We start from the raw sequence: 17701 nt of genomic DNA, 5'->3' as shown, positions 1-17701 counted from the left end.
TAGAAACCCGGTTTCTGGTCCCGGGGTAAAAGGTTAGAAACCGGGTTTCTTAACAAGGTTTATGCGAAGTTGCAGCAATTTTGGCTAGAAACCCGGTTTCTGGTCCCGGGGTAAAAGGTTAGAAACCGGGTTTCTTAACAGAGTTTATGCGAAGTTGCAGCAATTTTGGCTAGAAACCCGGTTTCTGGTCCCGGGGTAAAAGGTTAAAGTTGTTTTAAAATGCCTCGTCTACCTCCACAACTTCGGTATATTCAAATTCATTGGGACTGAGTTTAACTAAGGGGTAGCGCATCCCTCTTAATTCAATCCAATCTTCTTCGCAATCGGGTTTGGGAGAGTTGTAAACTAGGACATATTCTTTGCCGATGTAAGGTTTCATTTCTTGGGCGACTTCTCCCCGCCATTGGGTTTTGGTGACTAAGACGACGAGTTGGTTGGCAAGTTGAGGCAGAATTTTGGCAATTTGGCGGCGATAAATTTCGTCTAAACTGCCAAAGGGGGAGTCCATGACGATGGGGAAGGTACTGCTATCTGGTCCCATTAAGGTGTTCTTTTTACTCCACTCGCGAACGCCGTCGATAATGCCGCCAATGAAGGATAAACTGAGGATTTGATTTTCGCCGGTGGAGGCGGCAACGGGGACTTCAAATCCGCTGGTATTTTCGATTAAGGTGAGTTCGTATTTGTCGCTAAGTTTGGGGAGATAGGGGGTAAAGGAAATTTCACTAAAGATTTCCTGAACTCGCTGTTCGAGTTGGGTTCTGAATTGGTTTTCTAGGCGCGATCGCACCTCGGTTAAGCGGTCGATCGCATCCTGGGTGGCAAATACTCTTTTTTTGGCTAACTCCTGTTTCTCTTCGTTGCTTTTCTGCTTTTCCACTTGTTTATTCAAACGGTCTATCGCCCCTTGCAAGCTATCAATCTGGGTTTGATTAGACCCTAGTTCTCGGTCAAGTTCACTCATTTTGCGCTCGATTTCGTCTAGGCGCTTCTGCAATTCTTGGATGTTTTCATCGGGATAGCTTCTCAGCTTGTCTTTGATTTCATCGAGTTGGGTTTCTATGGCAGAAAGTTCAGTTCTAAATCCCTCGATCGCCTTCTGTTGGCGGTCCATTTCTTGCCAAAAATCGGGTACTTGTTTGTCGATCGCCTCGACTTGGGTACTCATGCGAATGGCGGTTTCTTCAATGTCTGCCATCCCTGCTTTATCCATCCACGATCGCACGAGTTTTCTGGCGGGATTGCCTTCGCTAAGTTCGGCACCACAGATACAACGTTGGCGATCGAGCAATTGTTGGACGAAGGGTTGTTTAATCCCTGCCGGTAGTTCCCCTCGGTTCCTTAAATCATTGACTAGGGTTCTAAATTCGCCGGTAAATTCTCCCAGTAAGGTGATATAACCTTGGCTAGAAATGGCCCGTTTGAGCGCTTCTTTAGTTTGTTTTAATTGGTTGCGAATGGAGGAGTTCTGTTCCTCTAGGTTTTTGCGCCGCTTTTGCAATTCTTCGGCACCGCCTAATTCCAGGAGGCGATCGCTAATGGTTTTCTTCAGTTGTGCTTGTGCTTCTAACTCTTTGGTAATCTCAGTTTGCCGTTTCTGGAGGCGAGTGCCCTCTTTCTCTCGGGTTGCCTTTTCTTTTAATAACTGTTTGGTTTGGGGGTCGCCAATCGCTTTTAATTCAGTTTCTAAGTTTTTGCGGGTTTCCCCGAGATGCCGAATTGCCCGATTTAAGACTTCTAATCCCAGTAATTTTTTAGTCGCTTCGGCAATTTCAGCTTTTTTTTCGGACCTGACAATATACTCGATTCGTTCTCCATCAAAAAAGAAATATTGATGTAAACTTTCCGGTAAAATTCGGCCAATGATATCATCGGGATGTTGTTGAGGTGGAGGCGGGGACCATCTGCCATCATCTCCGGCGATCGTCATAAATAATTCACTCGACCCGTGAGTAATTCCCGTGGAGGTATTGTAAGCGCGAATTAGGCGTTTTGCTTGATAGCGTTTGCTGTCATGTTCAAACACCAATTGCGCCCAACAGGCAACAGGTTCACCGGGTTTTGCTTCGGTGATGGCGCGTTTATTCACGAGGCGATCGGGTCCGGCAAAGGCAGCGGAAAATTGTTCATAAAGTACCCAAGTAAAGGCATTCATAATCGTGGTTTTACCGGCCCCGTTGTTGCCATGAATAATGGTAGTATTATGCGACCCTCGGGATAAGGAAATTTCCGGGGTTCTACCATAAAATTGGCGAAAATTACAAAGCGTCAGAGAAATCAGTTTCATTGGATTACTTCCTTGACAATTTTGAGGATATCATCGTTAATATTCCGGGGCATTTTCATATAGAGTTTATCTTTTTCCGCTTCCAAAACCCGCTCAATAATGGCGCGAACTTCTGGGGAAGCACTGGTAATCGGTTCTTCGATATCGCGGAGTTCCTCATGGGGTCGATTGCTGGGGTGATAGGCGGGTTGCTTTTCTGCGAAAATGAGGTGCTTTTTGACAGGAACTGTCTCGGAAGGATAGGCGACTCCCAAGGTTGTATCCGATTCTGGCGGGTGACTGGCGTACATTTGATGATTTCCTCCCCGATTGAAGTTTTACCCAATTGTCATTAATTTTACCTGGATTAACCCCAACTGTCAAAGACTTAATAATCCGTAAAATTTCTGAAGTTGGAGTAATTGCATTCGCGCTTCTCCGGCATTGTCGGCTAAATCCGCAAATTCTATGAAGCGGCGTAGTTCTTTTTTTAAGATATTTCGCTCTATTTCTAAGGCTTCTCGGTCCAGTTTTGGAGGCATGACAATGGTATCAAAGAGAGTCGCTCTATCCTTGTTGGGATGGGGGCGTAAAATCCGACCGCGACGCTGGATAAACTGGCGGGGATTGCCACTAGAGGCGAGAATAACAGCGGTTTTAATCGCCGGGATATCTACCCCTTCATCTAAACAGCGAATTGCCACTAATCCTTGTAATTCTCCGCTTTCAAATTGCCGTCGGAGTTCTTCTCGTTCCTCGATCGCCGTGTCAGCGGTATAAGTATTCACCCGATAGCCCAGTTCCGACCCCAGCAGGTGGGAAACCGCTTCCAGTTGGCGATTACTGCCCCGGGAAGCGGACTGTTCCACGGTACCATCGCCACAATAAAATAAGGTATGACTGGTATGTAAACGAGTTTTCATTAACTCCCTCAAAGCATTTAATTTATTACTCGCTGACCCAACTAACCGGGCACGTTGCATGACTAATCCTCTTAAATCATCATGATTGAGGTCCATCGTTTCTTGATGGCGTAACACCCAGCCAATTCGCTTGGTTAATTTCAAATAAGCATAGCCTTCATTTTCAGTTAAATTCACCAAAATGGGATAATAGAGATACCGCACCAAGGCTCCTGCTCTAATTGCATCGGCTAGGGTCAGTTCCGGGGGAATAACCGGGCCAAAATAGTCAAGTAAACCCGCTGTTCCAGTCTCATCAAAATAGCGTTCAGGGGTGGCAGAAAGGGCTAATCGTAAGCCAATTTGCCTGGGTAAACTTTCTTCGAGACGCGGTGCCCCCAGGTTGTGCGCTTCATCTCCTATAATCAAGGTTTTTGGAGGAAAGTACCGCAATTGAGACTGCAATCCCTCACTAATCAGGGTGGCATTGGTGGTAATAATTGTGAGGAAAGGCTGGAGACTGGCGCTGACGTTGTAAAGTTGAGTGGAAAGCTGACTTTGCCAGGTGTTAACATTTTCAAAGGCTAAAATTGGGGCCAGTCCGAACATCTCACATTCACGCGCCCACTGATTGACGAGGTGGCGGTAGGGACAGAGGATGAGCAATACTTGCAATCCGATGCGGTGATAGAGTTCCGTGGCGATCGCCAAGGCAGCGATGGTTTTGCCGCTTCCCGTGGCCATTTTTAGGGTCCCTCGTCCTTGGTTGCCAAACCAACTGGCGATCGCCTGTTTTTGATACGATCGCAGATGCAAATTAGGCGGCAGCGTCGGAACCCCCGGTCCCGATTTTTGAGCAGGATTCGATGCACTCATTCGTCAAATTTGGGATAAAAAAATATTTTTTATTTTATCTTAAAATCCTGGACTTTTTATTCAAACCCTGATAAAATAGAAAGATTAATCACGCCCTCAAGTGTTCCAACCGGCTCCAGTCTAGTCAAATCTCGGAATCTGTTCTACAGTAGATCCGGTAATCTTATCCGTCACATTTCCATCATGATAGAGGACAAACCGAGGATGCAAGGCAGCCTCACCCTAGAACCTGATACCTTATGGTTTAAGGTGAAACACTGTACGAAACATGGAATTGAATCCGGCGCACTCCAATCGATTCCCACGGATTCTGAGTTTTTAGAAACCCAAGGACTGCGCTTTTTAGTACGGATTTTGTCGAATCTCGATCGCAAGCAGAAAGCTAAGGCATCTGAAGCTGATAAAACTCAGAAATCCGGTCAAGAATTTAATCCCTTTTTACCTTATGACCGGGATTTATTTGTTGCCGATATTTCCCCCACTCATGTTTGTTTATTAAATAAATTTAATGTCGTAGACTATCATCTGTTATTAGTAACGCGAGAGTTTGAAGAACAGGAAATGTTACTCACCCTGGCTGATTTTGAGGCGATGTGGGGCTGTTTACAGCAGTTTGATGGATTAGGCTTTTATAATGGGGGAAAGGAAGCGGGGGCGAGTCAGAGACACAAACATTTGCAATTAGTCCCCCTACCGATCGCCTCCGATGGACCTAGGATGCCTTTGGAACCGGCGATCATCTCAGCAACGGTAGTAGATGGGGTAGGAACGATCGCCGCCTTTCCCTTTGATTGTGCCGTCACTTTTTTTGACCCCGACTTATTTAACCATCCCTTAGAAGCAGCACAAATCACCCTTAAATACTATTTAAAACTGTTAGCAACTGTCGGGTTAAACCCGGAGGTAACAAACCCGAAACAACCAGGTCCTTACAATCTTTTAATCACCCGAGATTGGATGCTGATTGTCCCGCGATCGCAGGAAAGTTTTGAGTCCATTTCCATCAACTCCCTCGCCTTTGCTGGTTCCCTCTTTGTCCGGAATTCCCAGGAAATGCAGCTTCTCAAAGCAGTCGGTCCCCTGAAAATATTAGAAACCGTCGGGCGATCGCCTCGGTCCTAAACCCGGATTAAACCGCCCGATTTTCATGGCGAATCGGAATCTCAATGGTAAACTCTGTGCCTGCCCCGGGTTGGGAACTGCACAGGAGTTTACCATGATGACGGTCCACAATAATTTGATGACTAATGGATAACCCCAGTCCCGTTCCTTTTCCTTCCGGTTTCGTGGTAAAAAAGGTACGAAATAGTTGTTGTTGAACCTCCTCACTCATCCCCGATCCATTGTCAGCAATTTGAATGGCCACACAATTATCTTTCAATTCTGTCCGAATGCGAATAGTTTTAGGTTCAGGTTCTTTCGGCAAAAGTGCAGGGGTATTCTCTCCAGATGAACCCCTGGTAACCGAGGAAAAATGACTAGAAATACCTGATTCTAACGCATCGATCGCATTAGCAATCAAATTCATAAACACCTGATTCAATTGTCCAGGATAGCAGGGAACTAAGGGGAGATTTCCATACTCTTTAATCACCGTGACTGCGGGTTTAGAACCTGTCGCTTTCAAGCGATTTGATAAAATCAGCAGCGTACTATCGAGTCCGGCATGAATATCGGATTTTTGAAACACTCCAGGGTCTTTGCGGGAAAAATTCTTCAGGGATTTGACAATTTCCTTGATGCGATCGGTTCCCAGATTCATGGACCTGAGCATTTCCGGGAAATCTTCTTGCAAGTATTCTAAATCGATCGCCGTGGCATGATTTTGGATATCGGCAACAGGTTCAGGATAGCATTGCTGATAGAGTTGCAGATGGTTGAGCAAATCTTCGGCATATTCTAGGGCCATATTCAAATTGCCGTGAACGAAGCTGAGGGGATTGTTGATTTCGTGGGCGACTCCCGCGACTAACTGTCCCAAGGTAGACATTTTTTCCGTCTGAACCAGTTGCAATTGGGCTTCTTTTAAGTCCTGAAGCGACTGTTCTAAATTCTGGTATAATCGGGCATTTTCTAGGGAAATAGCCGCCTGAGACGAGAGTAACTTTAAGACTTCAAGGCGGTCCCGGGTAAACACTCCCGCACTCAAATTATTTTCTAAGTATAAAATTGCTACAGTGTGGCCTTGGTAGACCATTGGGAAGCAAAGAATGGATTTCGGTTGCTTCGCGGTAATATACGGATCCGTCGTAAATACTGACTCCACTGCCGCATTATTGATGACCAGAACTTCCCCGGTCCGATGCACATAATTAACAATACTTAAGGGCAAACAGGAGAACTCTTCCAGGGAAATTCCCGTGCAACTAATTTCAATAGACGGTATCGTAGTCGTCAGCGTCTCATCTTCAATATTCCCAGAGGCTTGAACAACTTGTTTTCCCTCTTTTTCTAAAATTAAAAACCCCGTTTGTGCCCCCGCATTTTCCAGGATAACCCGCATTAACTTATTCAGGAATTTATCCAAAACCAGTTCTTCAGAAAGCGCTAAGGCTGCTTTCATTACCGTGGTCATATCTAATACAGAAGAGTCTTGGGTGATGCTGGTACTGGTGGTGGAAAACGAGGAAATCGTTTCCTGAATGCTGAAGGGCCGAATCACCGATCGTTGGGTAACTCGGGCCAATACTAACGGATATTTTTGTTCTAAAAATTTCACCTTAGCGCTGGCTGACCACCGGACATATCCATAGTAGGCTTCAGTTAAATAAAACTGGGCGATTTGTTGACTGCCACGCTGAAGATGGAATTCTCCCGCGAGTTCGTTAGCGAGGGCTTCTTCTTGGATATATTGGCTTTCCCGGGCGTGGAGAATGGCCCGGTCATAACCGGCGATCGCCTCGGCAATATCCCCCTTAACTCGGGCTTTTTCCGCTTCTACCAGTTCATATTTATGCAGAAAATTATCTGGGGCAAATTCTGCCCATTTTTTCATTTTCCCTTGATTTTCTTTCACCTTATCCCACAGAACCTCTTGTTCTGCTTCCGGCTGATTTTGATAAACCCCTAATGCAGCCAGAGAGTCATAAAAATAGAACAGGGGTAACGGATAAACTGCGGTCAAACCATCTAAATAATTGGCGGCTATTCCAGCATTTTCAAAGGCAGAGTCACTTTTTCTAAAGAGATAGCTGAGAATCAGTTTGTTCAGATACAAACAACATAAGCCGTAGCGATCGCTAGTTTGTTCATGCAGCGGTAACATGATGAACTCATTATAGAGCTCCCCCACCAGATGTTCTGGGCGATCGGCCCCTCGAATCAAGTGAGACACGGCCTGCCAGTACATTTTTTGATAGTTGAGGGTATTCGTCTGCTTGAGTTTCTCCATCAGCAGGCTGTAGGAAGACATTTCCGCTTCCAACTGTCCCAATTCTTTCCCAGCAAAATAGGAATTAATGCAGTAATTATATGCACATAACCCGGCATATTCTACATCACCCGTTTCCAGTCCACTCTCATAGGCTATCAGTAAAGGTGCAACCGTATGTTGGAGGGGTTCCTTCCACAACCGGACATTATTATTTACCACCATCATGGTCCGGGCTTTGAGTTTTTGATTCTCGAATTGCGCCAACACCGTTAAGGCTAATTGTCCAAATTTATGGCCGCTTTCAATATCTCCAACAATGCCACATAAAATTAATCCATAACAGGCGTAGGCATAAGTCGATTCCTCGCTATTGCCATAATCCAGAGATAGCTTAACTTCTTCAAACACCAGTAAGGGTAACAATAAAGGCGCGGATTGATAGGCAGGGGCAATGGCACTATTGAGAATCCCCATCGCCGCTTTTTTGTCAGGATTGCTCATTTTGGGCAATTCGCTTAAGGCTTCGACAGGCTGAACCGTTAACCGGGAAAACAGTTCCCCGAGTCCAGTCTGAATATGGTCAAAGCTGGGTTCTTCCGGTAATTTAACTTCCAATAAAGCCAGGGCTTCTCTGGCAGTCGCTAAGGCTTCCAGTTGTTGATTTTGAGCGGTGTAGGCTTGAATTTTGACTTCATAAATTTGAATTTTGTCCAAGAGGGTCTCGGCTTTTTCTAGGACGATTTTTGCCAAGCCTTCCATGCGCTCAAACTCGGTACTCAAATAGGCCGATTCTGCGGCTGCCAGATGAAGCTGGAGGGTTAACTCATAGCAGTCGCCCCAACTGGTGGGATGCAATAAAGCCAACCCTGCCTCCAAATACCGTAATGCTGGTTCGTAAGCCGTGGCCGCTTTTGCTTTATCTCCCGCTTGCAGATTCAAGGCTGCTAATTGATATTTTTCCCCTAAACTCTCGATTAAATCAGCCCCGAGATTCAATTGATTGACTAAATCAAAAACTTTTTCTTCTACCGCTTCCCCGGGGGTATTTTGTAACAGTAACCGTCCGATTTTCAGGTGGGTGGCTTGTTTCTCCGGGTCAGGAATGAGAGAATAAGCGGCTTGCTGGACGCGATCGTGCAAGAACTTATACTGGACCGAAGAAGCTTCGGTGTTCATCTCTTCCCCCTCGGACCCCGAATCGGATTGGAAGAATTTATACAACTCGCTGACGGGAATCACCACCCCCGCTTGCAGGGCTGACCACAATTGGGCTGACGTTTCCCCGAGGGACTGTTGATACACGACGGCTAAGGTGGCGAGGTCGAATTGATGCCCGATACAAGCGGCTAAGGTTAAAACGGTTTGGGTGGGGGCCGGTAACCGTTGCAACTGAGTTGCCATAAATTCTACAATGTTCTCGGAAACCGCTAAGGATTTCACTTGGGTGAGGTCACACTGCCAATACCCGCGATCGCCATCGTACTCTAATAACCGATCCTCATACAGGGATTTTAGAAACTGGGTGACAAAGAACGGATTTCCTTCAGTTTTCTGAAATACCAATTCGGAAATCGGTTGCGATCGCGTTTGTGGACAGCTTAAGGCATCGGCAACTAACTGATTCACATCCTCTTGCTTCAGAGGGGGAACTTCAATCCGGTTGATTCCCACTCCCTGGGTTTGTTGGAGGCGATTAACCATCAACATCAAGGGGTGTACCGGACTCACTTCGTTATCCCGATAAGCCCCAATGACCAGCAGATGATGTAATTCCCCGTCGTTTAAAAGCAACTCTAGTAATTTTAATGACGCGATGTCCGCCCATTGTAAATCATCTAAAAACAACACCAACGGATGATGTTCATTGGCAAACACCCGAATAAAGTTTTGAAAAACTCGATTAAAGCGATTTTGGGATTCAGCCGCCGGAAGTTCGGTAAGCGCAGGCTGTTTTCCTAATAGCAATTCCAGTTCAGGAATCACTTCAATGATGACCTGGCCTTGTTTTTCTAAGGCGGCAGAGAGTTGTTTTTTCCAGGTGGCGATCGCCTTGGGACTTTCCGTGAGGATGTGGTAGCGAATTAAATCTTGAAACGCTTGAATCAACGGGGCAAATGGGATATTTCGCTTAAACTGGTCAAATTTTCCCGAGATAAAATAACCCCGTTTTGCCAGAATGGGTTTATGGACTTCGTGAACTAATGCGGATTTCCCAATCCCCGAATATCCCGCCACTAACATCAGTTGAACAGGGCCAGCAGCAACAGTTTCAAATGCCCCCAGTAAGCGCTCGATTTCCCCCGATCGTCCGTACAGTTTTTCCGGAATCTGGAATCGCGCCGCCCTATCTTTCTGGGCAATAGCAAAGGGTTGAATGCTGCCGGTGGTTTGTAGCTGCATCAAACAGGTTTCTAAATCCGCTTTTAATCCCCGGGCTGTTTGATATCTTTCTTCGGCATTTTTCGCCATCAATTTCATGATAATTTCAGCGATCGCCTCGGGAATTTCCGGAACAACACGGTTCGGGGGTACCGGCTGCTTGGCGATATGATAATGCACTAATTCCATCGCATCCGTCGAGGCAAATGGCAAGGTTCCCGTTAACAGTTCATAAAAGGTTACCCCCAAGGAATAAAAATCCGTGCGATAATCAATGAATCGGTTCATTCTCCCGGTTTGTTCCGGGGAAATATAAGCCAAGGTCCCCTCTAAAACAGTGGGATTGACCAAAGTCAGGCTTTCTTTCGGCAACCGCGAAGAAATACTAAAATCTGTCACCTTCACCTGCTTAGTCAGGGGGTGAATTAAAATATTCTCCGGCTTGATATCTTTATGAATGATGCGATTTTGATACAACGCTTCTAAGGCATCGGCAATTTGGATCCCAATGTAGAGAAAGTCAGCAATAGAAAGGGGATGAGATGTGGTATAATCTTTTAAAGAAATTCCGCCAAAATCTTCCAAAATCAGAGCCAACCCATTGCGATCGCGTTCTAGGCTTAAGGGTTTGACAATTCCCGGGACGTTGAGATTTTTGGCGATCGCATATTGATTTCGCAACCGAACCAGTTCCCCCATAGTCGGATATTCAGCATTGGGGATTTTAATGATCGCGGAGGTGTCATCCCCGGGCCGCGATCCACGGTACACCAGGGTATGAATACTTTCATGAATTTTTTCGGTAATCAAATAGTCAGCGATCGCGTGCATTATCTCGTTTCTCCAGTCCCTGACACTTTTTTAAGTGTTCTGCTTTCATTCTATTCTACCTCGATTGCTATCCCAGTTAACAATAATTGCGATTTTTTTGAGGACCGATGGGGAGATGGGGGAGGATGGGGAAGATGGGGAGGATGGGGAAGATGGGGGAGAGCGCTAATATTTATCAGTCCCTTTTATCCTTTTTTATCCTGGTGAAATTGCTCCTGGTGAATAGGCAGTTCAATCGTAAATTCAGTTCCGATCCCTGGGGTGGAGGTACATTCGAGCCCACCTTTGTGGCGATCGACCACAATTTGATAGCTAGTGGCCAATCCTAACCCCGTCCCTTTGCCGATGGGTTTAGTGGTAAAAAAGGGATCGAAGAGGCGCGGGAGGGCATTTTCTGCAATGCCACAGCCATTATCTTTAATCTGGATGGCAATGCGATCGCCCGGGAGGACCTGACTCTGAATCCAGATTTTACCCGATTCCCGGGGATTACCCTGGCGAGACGCTTCATCAATGGCATCGATCGCATTGGCCAAAATATTGATAAATACCTGATTCAGTTCCCTGGCAAAACACTCCACCTTGGGAAGGATTCCATAGTTTTGAATCACTTCAATTTCCGGACGATTCCCTTGAGCTTCTAACCGATTTTTCAGAATCATTAAACTGCTCTCAATTCCTGAATGAATCTCGACCTTTTTGAGCGCCGCTTCATCATACCGGGAAAAAGTCCGCAACGAGGTCACAATTTCTCGAATGCGAATCGCCCCCTGTTCCATCGAGTCCAACAGTTTAGAAAAATCTTCCTTCAAAAACTCTAAGTCCACCTCATCTACTTTATCTATAATCTCAGTTACAGGATTTGGATAATGTTGGTCATAAAGTTCCACCACTTCTAGTAAGTCGGAAAGATACTCTCTAGCATGGATGATATTTCCAAAAATAAAGCTGATTGGATTATTAATTTCGTGAGCAATTCCAGCCACCAATTGGCCCAATCCCGCCATTTTCTCACTTTGAATCAGTTGAGTTTGAGTTTTTTGGAGTTCCTTGAGGGTTTGTTCGAGTTCTTGCGATCGCGCCGTGGCTTCTTTATAGAGTTCTGCCTGAAAAATAGCAATTTCCATGCAGTCTCGGACCGCCTCTAACAAATGAAGTTCTGACGACTTCCAGGGACGGGTTTGGCCCACCGTGGCACAACAAATTACCCCTAATTTTCCATTACTTTTACGCAGGGGAACTAACAAAATAGAACGGAAGCCATATTCTAAATAAATAGTCTGCCAGTCCCGACCCGCCGATTGGCCCAAATCATCGCACCAGACCATTTCCCCGGCAGTCAGTTTCAGATATAAAGCGTTATTATCTTGAATCGGGTATTCCCCCAAGAAACTGTCTAAATTGGGCCGTTTAGCCTCTTGAATGCAAGACCAAACTGAAGTAGGTTCGGTTTGATGCCACAAAAAGTAACAGCGATCCAGATTCAAAACCCGATGCAATTCAGTCACCACAGTTTGCAGAATCTGATTGAGATCCAGGGAATTACGGATTTGGGAAGTCAGCCGATTCAGCAGTTTCTCTCCCTCCACTTTTTCGCGAAGTTTAGCCTCACTTTTGAGTCTTGCCGCTTCAGCTTCCTTGCGATCGGTGATATCTTCTATCACCGAAATCCAATAACTCCCATCTTGCTCCATCGCCACGGTTAAATTCACCCAAATCCAGGTCTTATCTTGGCGAATATAGCGTTTTTCAATGGAGTAATGAGTAATTTGCTCTCGCTTCACTTGCTGGGCCAATTCCCAATCTACATCTAAATCCTCGGCATGGGTAATCTCCTGAAACGTCAGGGCCAGCATTTCCGGTTTGGAATACCCTGCAATGTCACAAAAGCGTTGATTAATCCGAATAAAACGACCCTCAAAATCCACATGAGCGACCCCCACTGCCGCTTGTTCAAAGGTGGTCCGAAAGCGAGCTTCACTCTCTTTTAAAGCCTGTTCTGCTTGTTTGCGATCGCTGATATCCGTGTTAATTTCTAAAATAGCCCGAGGATGATTCTGTTCATCCCGTTGCAAGGTCCACCGACTTTCAACCACAACTTGAGTGCCATCTTGTTTGGTATGGACCAACTCTCCTCGCCAATGTCCTTCTCGTAAACAAATTGCCATAATTTCTGACAACGGATCTGGAAAGCTTGTCTGCAACCAATCATGAATATATTGTCCCATGACTTCGGTGAGACTCCATCCATATAATCGTTCAGCACCTTGATTCCAATATTGGATTTTATCGTTTAAGTCGCGAATTACAATAGAGTCATTCGCCCGATCCAACATCTCGATCTGTTGACGCATCGAATCCTCGGCTAACTTGCGATCGGTAATATCCAAAACCATCCCATCCCATAACATCGCTCCATCGGGTTGAGGTGACATTTTGGCAGCTCCTTGCAGCCATTTCAGCTTTCCTGAAGGGGTGATAATCCGCCACTGATAATACCATTCTTTTCCCGTTTGGGCCGCACGGATGAATGAGCGCGCAAATCCCGTACTGTCCTCTGGATGAATGATTTGCCACATCAACTGGGAATTGTTGAGGACCGCTTCAGGTTCGAGTTCATAAATCTCTCGACAAGCGGGGGAAACATAGGTAAAAATATCATCAGTTTGTTGGTTCAGGTACTGACGGTATTGATAAACCATTCCCGGTAAACTTTTCGCTAACCGTTCAAAGCGGGCTTCATATTCATGCAAAGCAGCTTCAGCGCGTTGGCGTTGCGCTTTAATCCGTTTTACTTCATCTTTGTTTCGGTGGATTTTACCTTGACGATCGGTGATTTCTGTAATAAAACCCATGACTGACTGTGGCAGTCCTTTCCCATCCCGGACCAAATTCATCCGCAGGGAAACGCGGGCGATCGCGCCGTCCTTTCTCAAATATCGCTTTTGGAGGGAGTAGGTATTAATTTCAGCATTGACTAATTTTCGGGCCCAGACTAATTCTCCATTCCAGTCCTCCGGGTGAGTCAGGTCCTCAAAACTTCGCGATCGCAACTCCTGCGCTGTGTATCCGACGATCTCGCAAAATTTCTGATTCGCCTGCCAAATTTGACCGTCTAATCCACACTGCACCATTCCCACCGGGGCTTGACTAAAGCTAACCTGGAACAGGCTTTCACTCTCGTGAAGCCTCTTCTGGAGTTCGGCATATTCTTTTTGCAGTGTTACCAGTTGGGACTGTGTGACCATTGGAGCCTACCTCACTCACTAAATTTCTGGGATTAACTTTGGAGGTTTCAATCGCTTTGGGAACCGCTACTCTCTGGAGTAGCCGGACTCATTTGAAATTCCTAAAGCAGTAACCTGCCTATTTATTTCTTGAGAGACTTGACAAAATTTATAAAAAATGATTTCCAGTCTTTTAAGAACTTTTTATTTTTTCTTTATGTTAATAATAATAGCCCGGTTTATACTCCATCGGGTACTCATCATTCTTTAAAAAGCACCTTTGAAACCTGTTGAGTTGTTATTGAGTTGTGGTTGACTGGAACCCACTATCCCACTTCTAAGCCACGCCAGTTCACCCCCTTGATTCGTTGCCACCCGGTCCGCAAAATCCGCTTGGGGTGTCATCCGAGGGCAAAATTCAAGGTGTTGCGGCCATTTATGTACAGCCCTTCACCTTGCAAATGCAGAGAAATAAATCACAGATAATCTTCCCCAGAGGCATGAACCGGAGTCCCAGGGAAAATCCCTAGGGGTGATCCGGTTCGGGTTCCAGTGCGATCGCCTCTCTGCGTTTTCTTCCAAATGCTGCCCGGGTTGCTGTATGGGACTAAGGGTTTCCATCCGCCCAAAACCGACCCTTTGGAATGATAAGGGTCGAAAGAGTGTTGTAGTGATTAACGCTTAGAAAGAAGCATTCATGAGCTATTCTGCCATTGCTGCGGCGACAGTTTAGCCTATCTTGCCATCGGAATATTTCCCAATGGGAACATTGGGCGATTGTTGCAGTGGAATTGACTCCGGCAAGTTAGAGATTCGCACAGATTGATTGGGGTTAGGTTGGGCATGGGGCTGACGCTCACGGGGATGGCGTGATTGGGTGTAGAATTTACCCTGGGACTTTTGAGTGTTGGACCCAGACTGTCCGAACCGGCTTAAGTATAATTACTTATCCAGGTAAGGCTTTATAAGTAGCAATCACGGCCAGTAATAAGACAAGGGTCCAGGACCAACTGGGAATGGAGGCGATTAATAGCCATACATCTCCAAAGATGGCAGCAAATAGCTCTAGGAAGTAAGCGATCGCTATCGTGCCAATGGCCAAGAGGATAACCGGGAATATTTCAGACATGACCTTTCCTCGTCTAGTTCTCATACCCAGCAAGGCGATCCCTAGCTGGTTTTTGCGATTCTTGTCTGTAACAGATTATAAAGCAAAAGTTACAAAAGTCCAAACAATCGGTTAAGAATTATTAAAATTAGGGACTGATTGACGGCGATCGGATAAAATTAACCGTTGGGTAGAAATGTCAGCACTGGAATCCCATAGACTGTATTGATTTTCACTGAATTCTTCAGGGATAGACGGTTGGATGAACCGACTGGTTCTAATAGTTACAGCCTAAGCTGTTTAGACCTGTTGAGAGACCCGACTATGACAGCTTGAGATCTGGCTGAAACCGCTGATTTGACCTAGAGACGCGATCGCCCTCAATCCTGTTTCTTTCCTTTTAGTTTACACAGCAAAATAACCGGATTGACTCGGTAATCATACTGATTTAACCCGGGAACTCCAGCATCGATTGGACAGAGACTCCTCGGATAAAATCCCATAAAAATTACCCCTCAAAACTGTAGTGAGGGGTTGGGGTCAAAATCATCAGCCCCTAGCCCCCTGAACGGTCTGCTGAGGTGGCTAAATTAATCCCTTTAACCGATTCAGACTCGGGAGTAACCGTCGCCTCTTGGACCCGTTCTGGAGAAAGGGTACTGCGGGCGATCGCCTGTAATAGTGGATTTTCGGCAGCCAGTTTTCGGTAAGCAATAAACTCAAAAATTTGTTCCGCCCGCAGTCCATACTCAATCCGGCGCTGATATACCCGCCATAAGGCAATCAGGGGGAGAAGATCCTCCGCTTTCAAATCCACCCACTGTCCCCCCCGTTCCCCGGTGAACTCTTGTAGATAGCGGGATGCTTGCCAATGGGGGGGAATCCGGTTCTCGTCAGGGCGAACTAAACAGCCACAGGTGAGATCAAAGGTTTCATATTGAACCAACCGTTTTAAAGCCGCTTCCACTTTTTGGCTCTGCATCTCTTGGAGGATGGCAACACCGAGGGTGGATAGACGGCCATTCTCACGAGTGGTCAAGGTAAATTGAATATAACCGCGATTGTGGCGATCGCGCTGAATGCGATCGCTCACTGACTCCACTTCCACCCCGGCGATCGGTTGTCCCACAACCCGTTGGAACCCAAAATAAACCGCCTGAGCGACAGTCTGATTATCGAACACAGACTCTGGATTCTCCGAAAAACTCTGTTCCCGTTCAAAGGCTGTTTCGACCTGTTCAAAGGGGTCTTCTTCCACCGGATGGAAATTTTCCGCGCACCATTCCAAAATCTCCCGAACTGACAACTGTTCCCGCGCTAACGCTCTCAATTGACCCGCTTCAAACGGATAAACCGGGTTCGGTGGGGTTAAATGGTAATGTTCATAAAACTCTTGTAACCACAGGCGAACCAACTCCACAATCCCCTCGGGACTAATCTGGTATAACTGCATCGGTTCGCCTTTGCACAGGTAGTTAGCGATTCCCGGGGGCAGCGCTTGGACCTTATTGCGCCAAGTTTCCTCCGTCATCACACTGAACAGGACCATTCCCCGTTCTAGGGAGGCCCGAGGCAGGGTATCCCAGATTCGTTTAATAATGCTGGCAACGACCCGTTCTCGTTTTAACCCCGTATCGCTTTTATCTGCCGCCTCTAGCTGGTCAAAACATATTATCAGGGGGTAATAAGCACTAATTAGGGTTAGGGTATGCATGAGGATTTCCCAGGCATCAGCATCGCGGGAGTCTCGGGACCGATTGGGTAAACCGAGTTCCGTAGCTTTAGAAGGGGCGATCGCCGCCCCAGACAACCATTTAATACTGTAGGGGGCTTCAATGGTCGATAGGGTCCAGATAATGGCTCGGACCAGATCCGGATCGGCCAAAGCCGGTTTAAGTTTGCAGAAGCCTTCCGTGAGTTGATTGACCCAAGTTTGATTTTTAACCCGGGTATGATTGTTGAGTTTGGCAATCAGTTCCGGGGGAGTAAAGCTGCGGGCGTTGGGGTCGATCGCATGAATAGCGTGATTGGCGATCGCTGCCCCTAGGCATTGCCACTGCATCACGCCCCCTTGACCGGCATAGCGCAAACTCTCCACAACGCGCTGATGAAATTGATAGCGCAGGAGGTTTAAGTCCGTTAATTGACCGGCATTGATATAAACGAACAGCGCGCTATCATCTTGTTGGACCTGATGGCGCAGGGTACTGAGCAGATGACTTTTGCCCATGCCCGGATTGCCCGTTACCGCGATCGCACTCAGAGCAGACCGACCTTGGCGAGAGCGGTCCAGGGCTTGAAAAACCACCTGACGAATGCGATCGTTCAAGCTATTGAGATTGGGAAGGTCATCGCGCCAAATTTCGCGATCGCTCACCGATGCAGGGTAAGGGAAAGGGTTCTGAGCGGCGATCGCCGTATTGAGGTCTTTAATCGAAGAAATAGAACAATTAGCCATAGCAAGACGTATAAAGGAGCAACCCGAATCGAGCTTCGGCTCTTACTTAAAGTGTGCCGCGAAATTCATTTAACCTGACACCATGCCAATCGATTCTCTAGTTCAGACCCCTTTCTAGGGAGTCGGCACAGGATGAAATCCATAAGGGGATTCCAACAAATAAATCATCCTTGCTTTGATGCGATCGCACCTAACAAGGCTCTTTTAGCCCGCGCAGGCGGGCTTTGTCCGTGTAGCCCCAGGCTTGAGCCTGCGGGTTTTTTGAAGGTTTTATTTTTTGG

At 46.5% G+C, this 17701-nt stretch carries 8 protein-coding genes; 1 reads left to right on the top strand and 7 read right to left on the bottom strand.

Annotation, left to right across the window (positions count from 1 at the left end):
* Window positions 1-214: 214 nt before the first annotated feature.
* From NG833_RS27900 to NG833_RS27890, 3 genes are all read right to left on the bottom strand, one after another.
* Window positions 215-2287 (bottom strand): AAA family ATPase, encoded by a 2073-nt coding sequence (locus NG833_RS27900; RefSeq protein WP_254568530.1) that lies wholly within the window; start codon window positions 2285-2287, stop codon window positions 215-217.
* A complete protein-coding gene (locus tag NG833_RS27895) occupies window positions 2284-2577 on the bottom strand; it encodes a hypothetical protein (protein WP_254568529.1) in 294 nt (97 codons plus the stop codon). Before NG833_RS27895 ends, NG833_RS27900 begins: the two co-directional genes overlap by 4 nt.
* Before the next feature lie 69 nt (window positions 2578-2646).
* Window positions 2647-4044, bottom strand: a complete 1398-nt coding sequence (locus NG833_RS27890) for a DNA phosphorothioation system restriction enzyme (protein ID WP_254568528.1) — start codon at window positions 4042-4044, stop codon at window positions 2647-2649.
* 204 nt (window positions 4045-4248) lie between these two features.
* Between NG833_RS27890 and NG833_RS27885 the strand changes: the two genes are divergently transcribed.
* A complete protein-coding gene (locus tag NG833_RS27885; RefSeq protein WP_254568527.1) occupies window positions 4249-5166 on the top strand; it encodes a phosphorylase in 918 nt (305 codons plus the stop codon).
* A 7-nt stretch (window positions 5167-5173) separates the two neighbouring features.
* Here the strand turns inward: NG833_RS27885 and NG833_RS27880 are convergent, their stop codons facing one another.
* The 4 genes from NG833_RS27880 to NG833_RS27865 form a co-directional block, all read right to left on the bottom strand.
* On the bottom strand, window positions 5174-10627 hold the full coding sequence (locus NG833_RS27880; protein ID WP_254568526.1) for an ATP-binding sensor histidine kinase: 5454 nt from the start codon (window positions 10625-10627) through the stop codon (window positions 5174-5176).
* Between the two features lie 185 nt (window positions 10628-10812).
* Window positions 10813-13875, bottom strand: coding sequence for a PAS domain S-box protein (locus NG833_RS27875; protein WP_254568525.1), 3063 nt, complete (start codon window positions 13873-13875; stop codon window positions 10813-10815).
* A 925-nt stretch (window positions 13876-14800) separates the two neighbouring features.
* A complete protein-coding gene (locus NG833_RS27870) occupies window positions 14801-14983 on the bottom strand; it encodes a hypothetical protein (RefSeq protein ID WP_254568524.1) in 183 nt (60 codons plus the stop codon).
* A 535-nt stretch (window positions 14984-15518) separates the two neighbouring features.
* Window positions 15519-17420, bottom strand: coding sequence for an ATP-binding protein (locus tag NG833_RS27865; protein ID WP_254568523.1), 1902 nt, complete (start codon window positions 17418-17420; stop codon window positions 15519-15521).
* Window positions 17421-17701 lie beyond the last annotated feature (281 nt).

Source organism: Oscillatoria sp. HE19RPO, assembly GCF_024220515.1.
Classification (GTDB): domain Bacteria; phylum Cyanobacteriota; class Cyanobacteriia; order Cyanobacteriales; family Laspinemataceae; genus Laspinema.
This window is presented reverse-complemented; position numbering and strand designations above follow the sequence as displayed.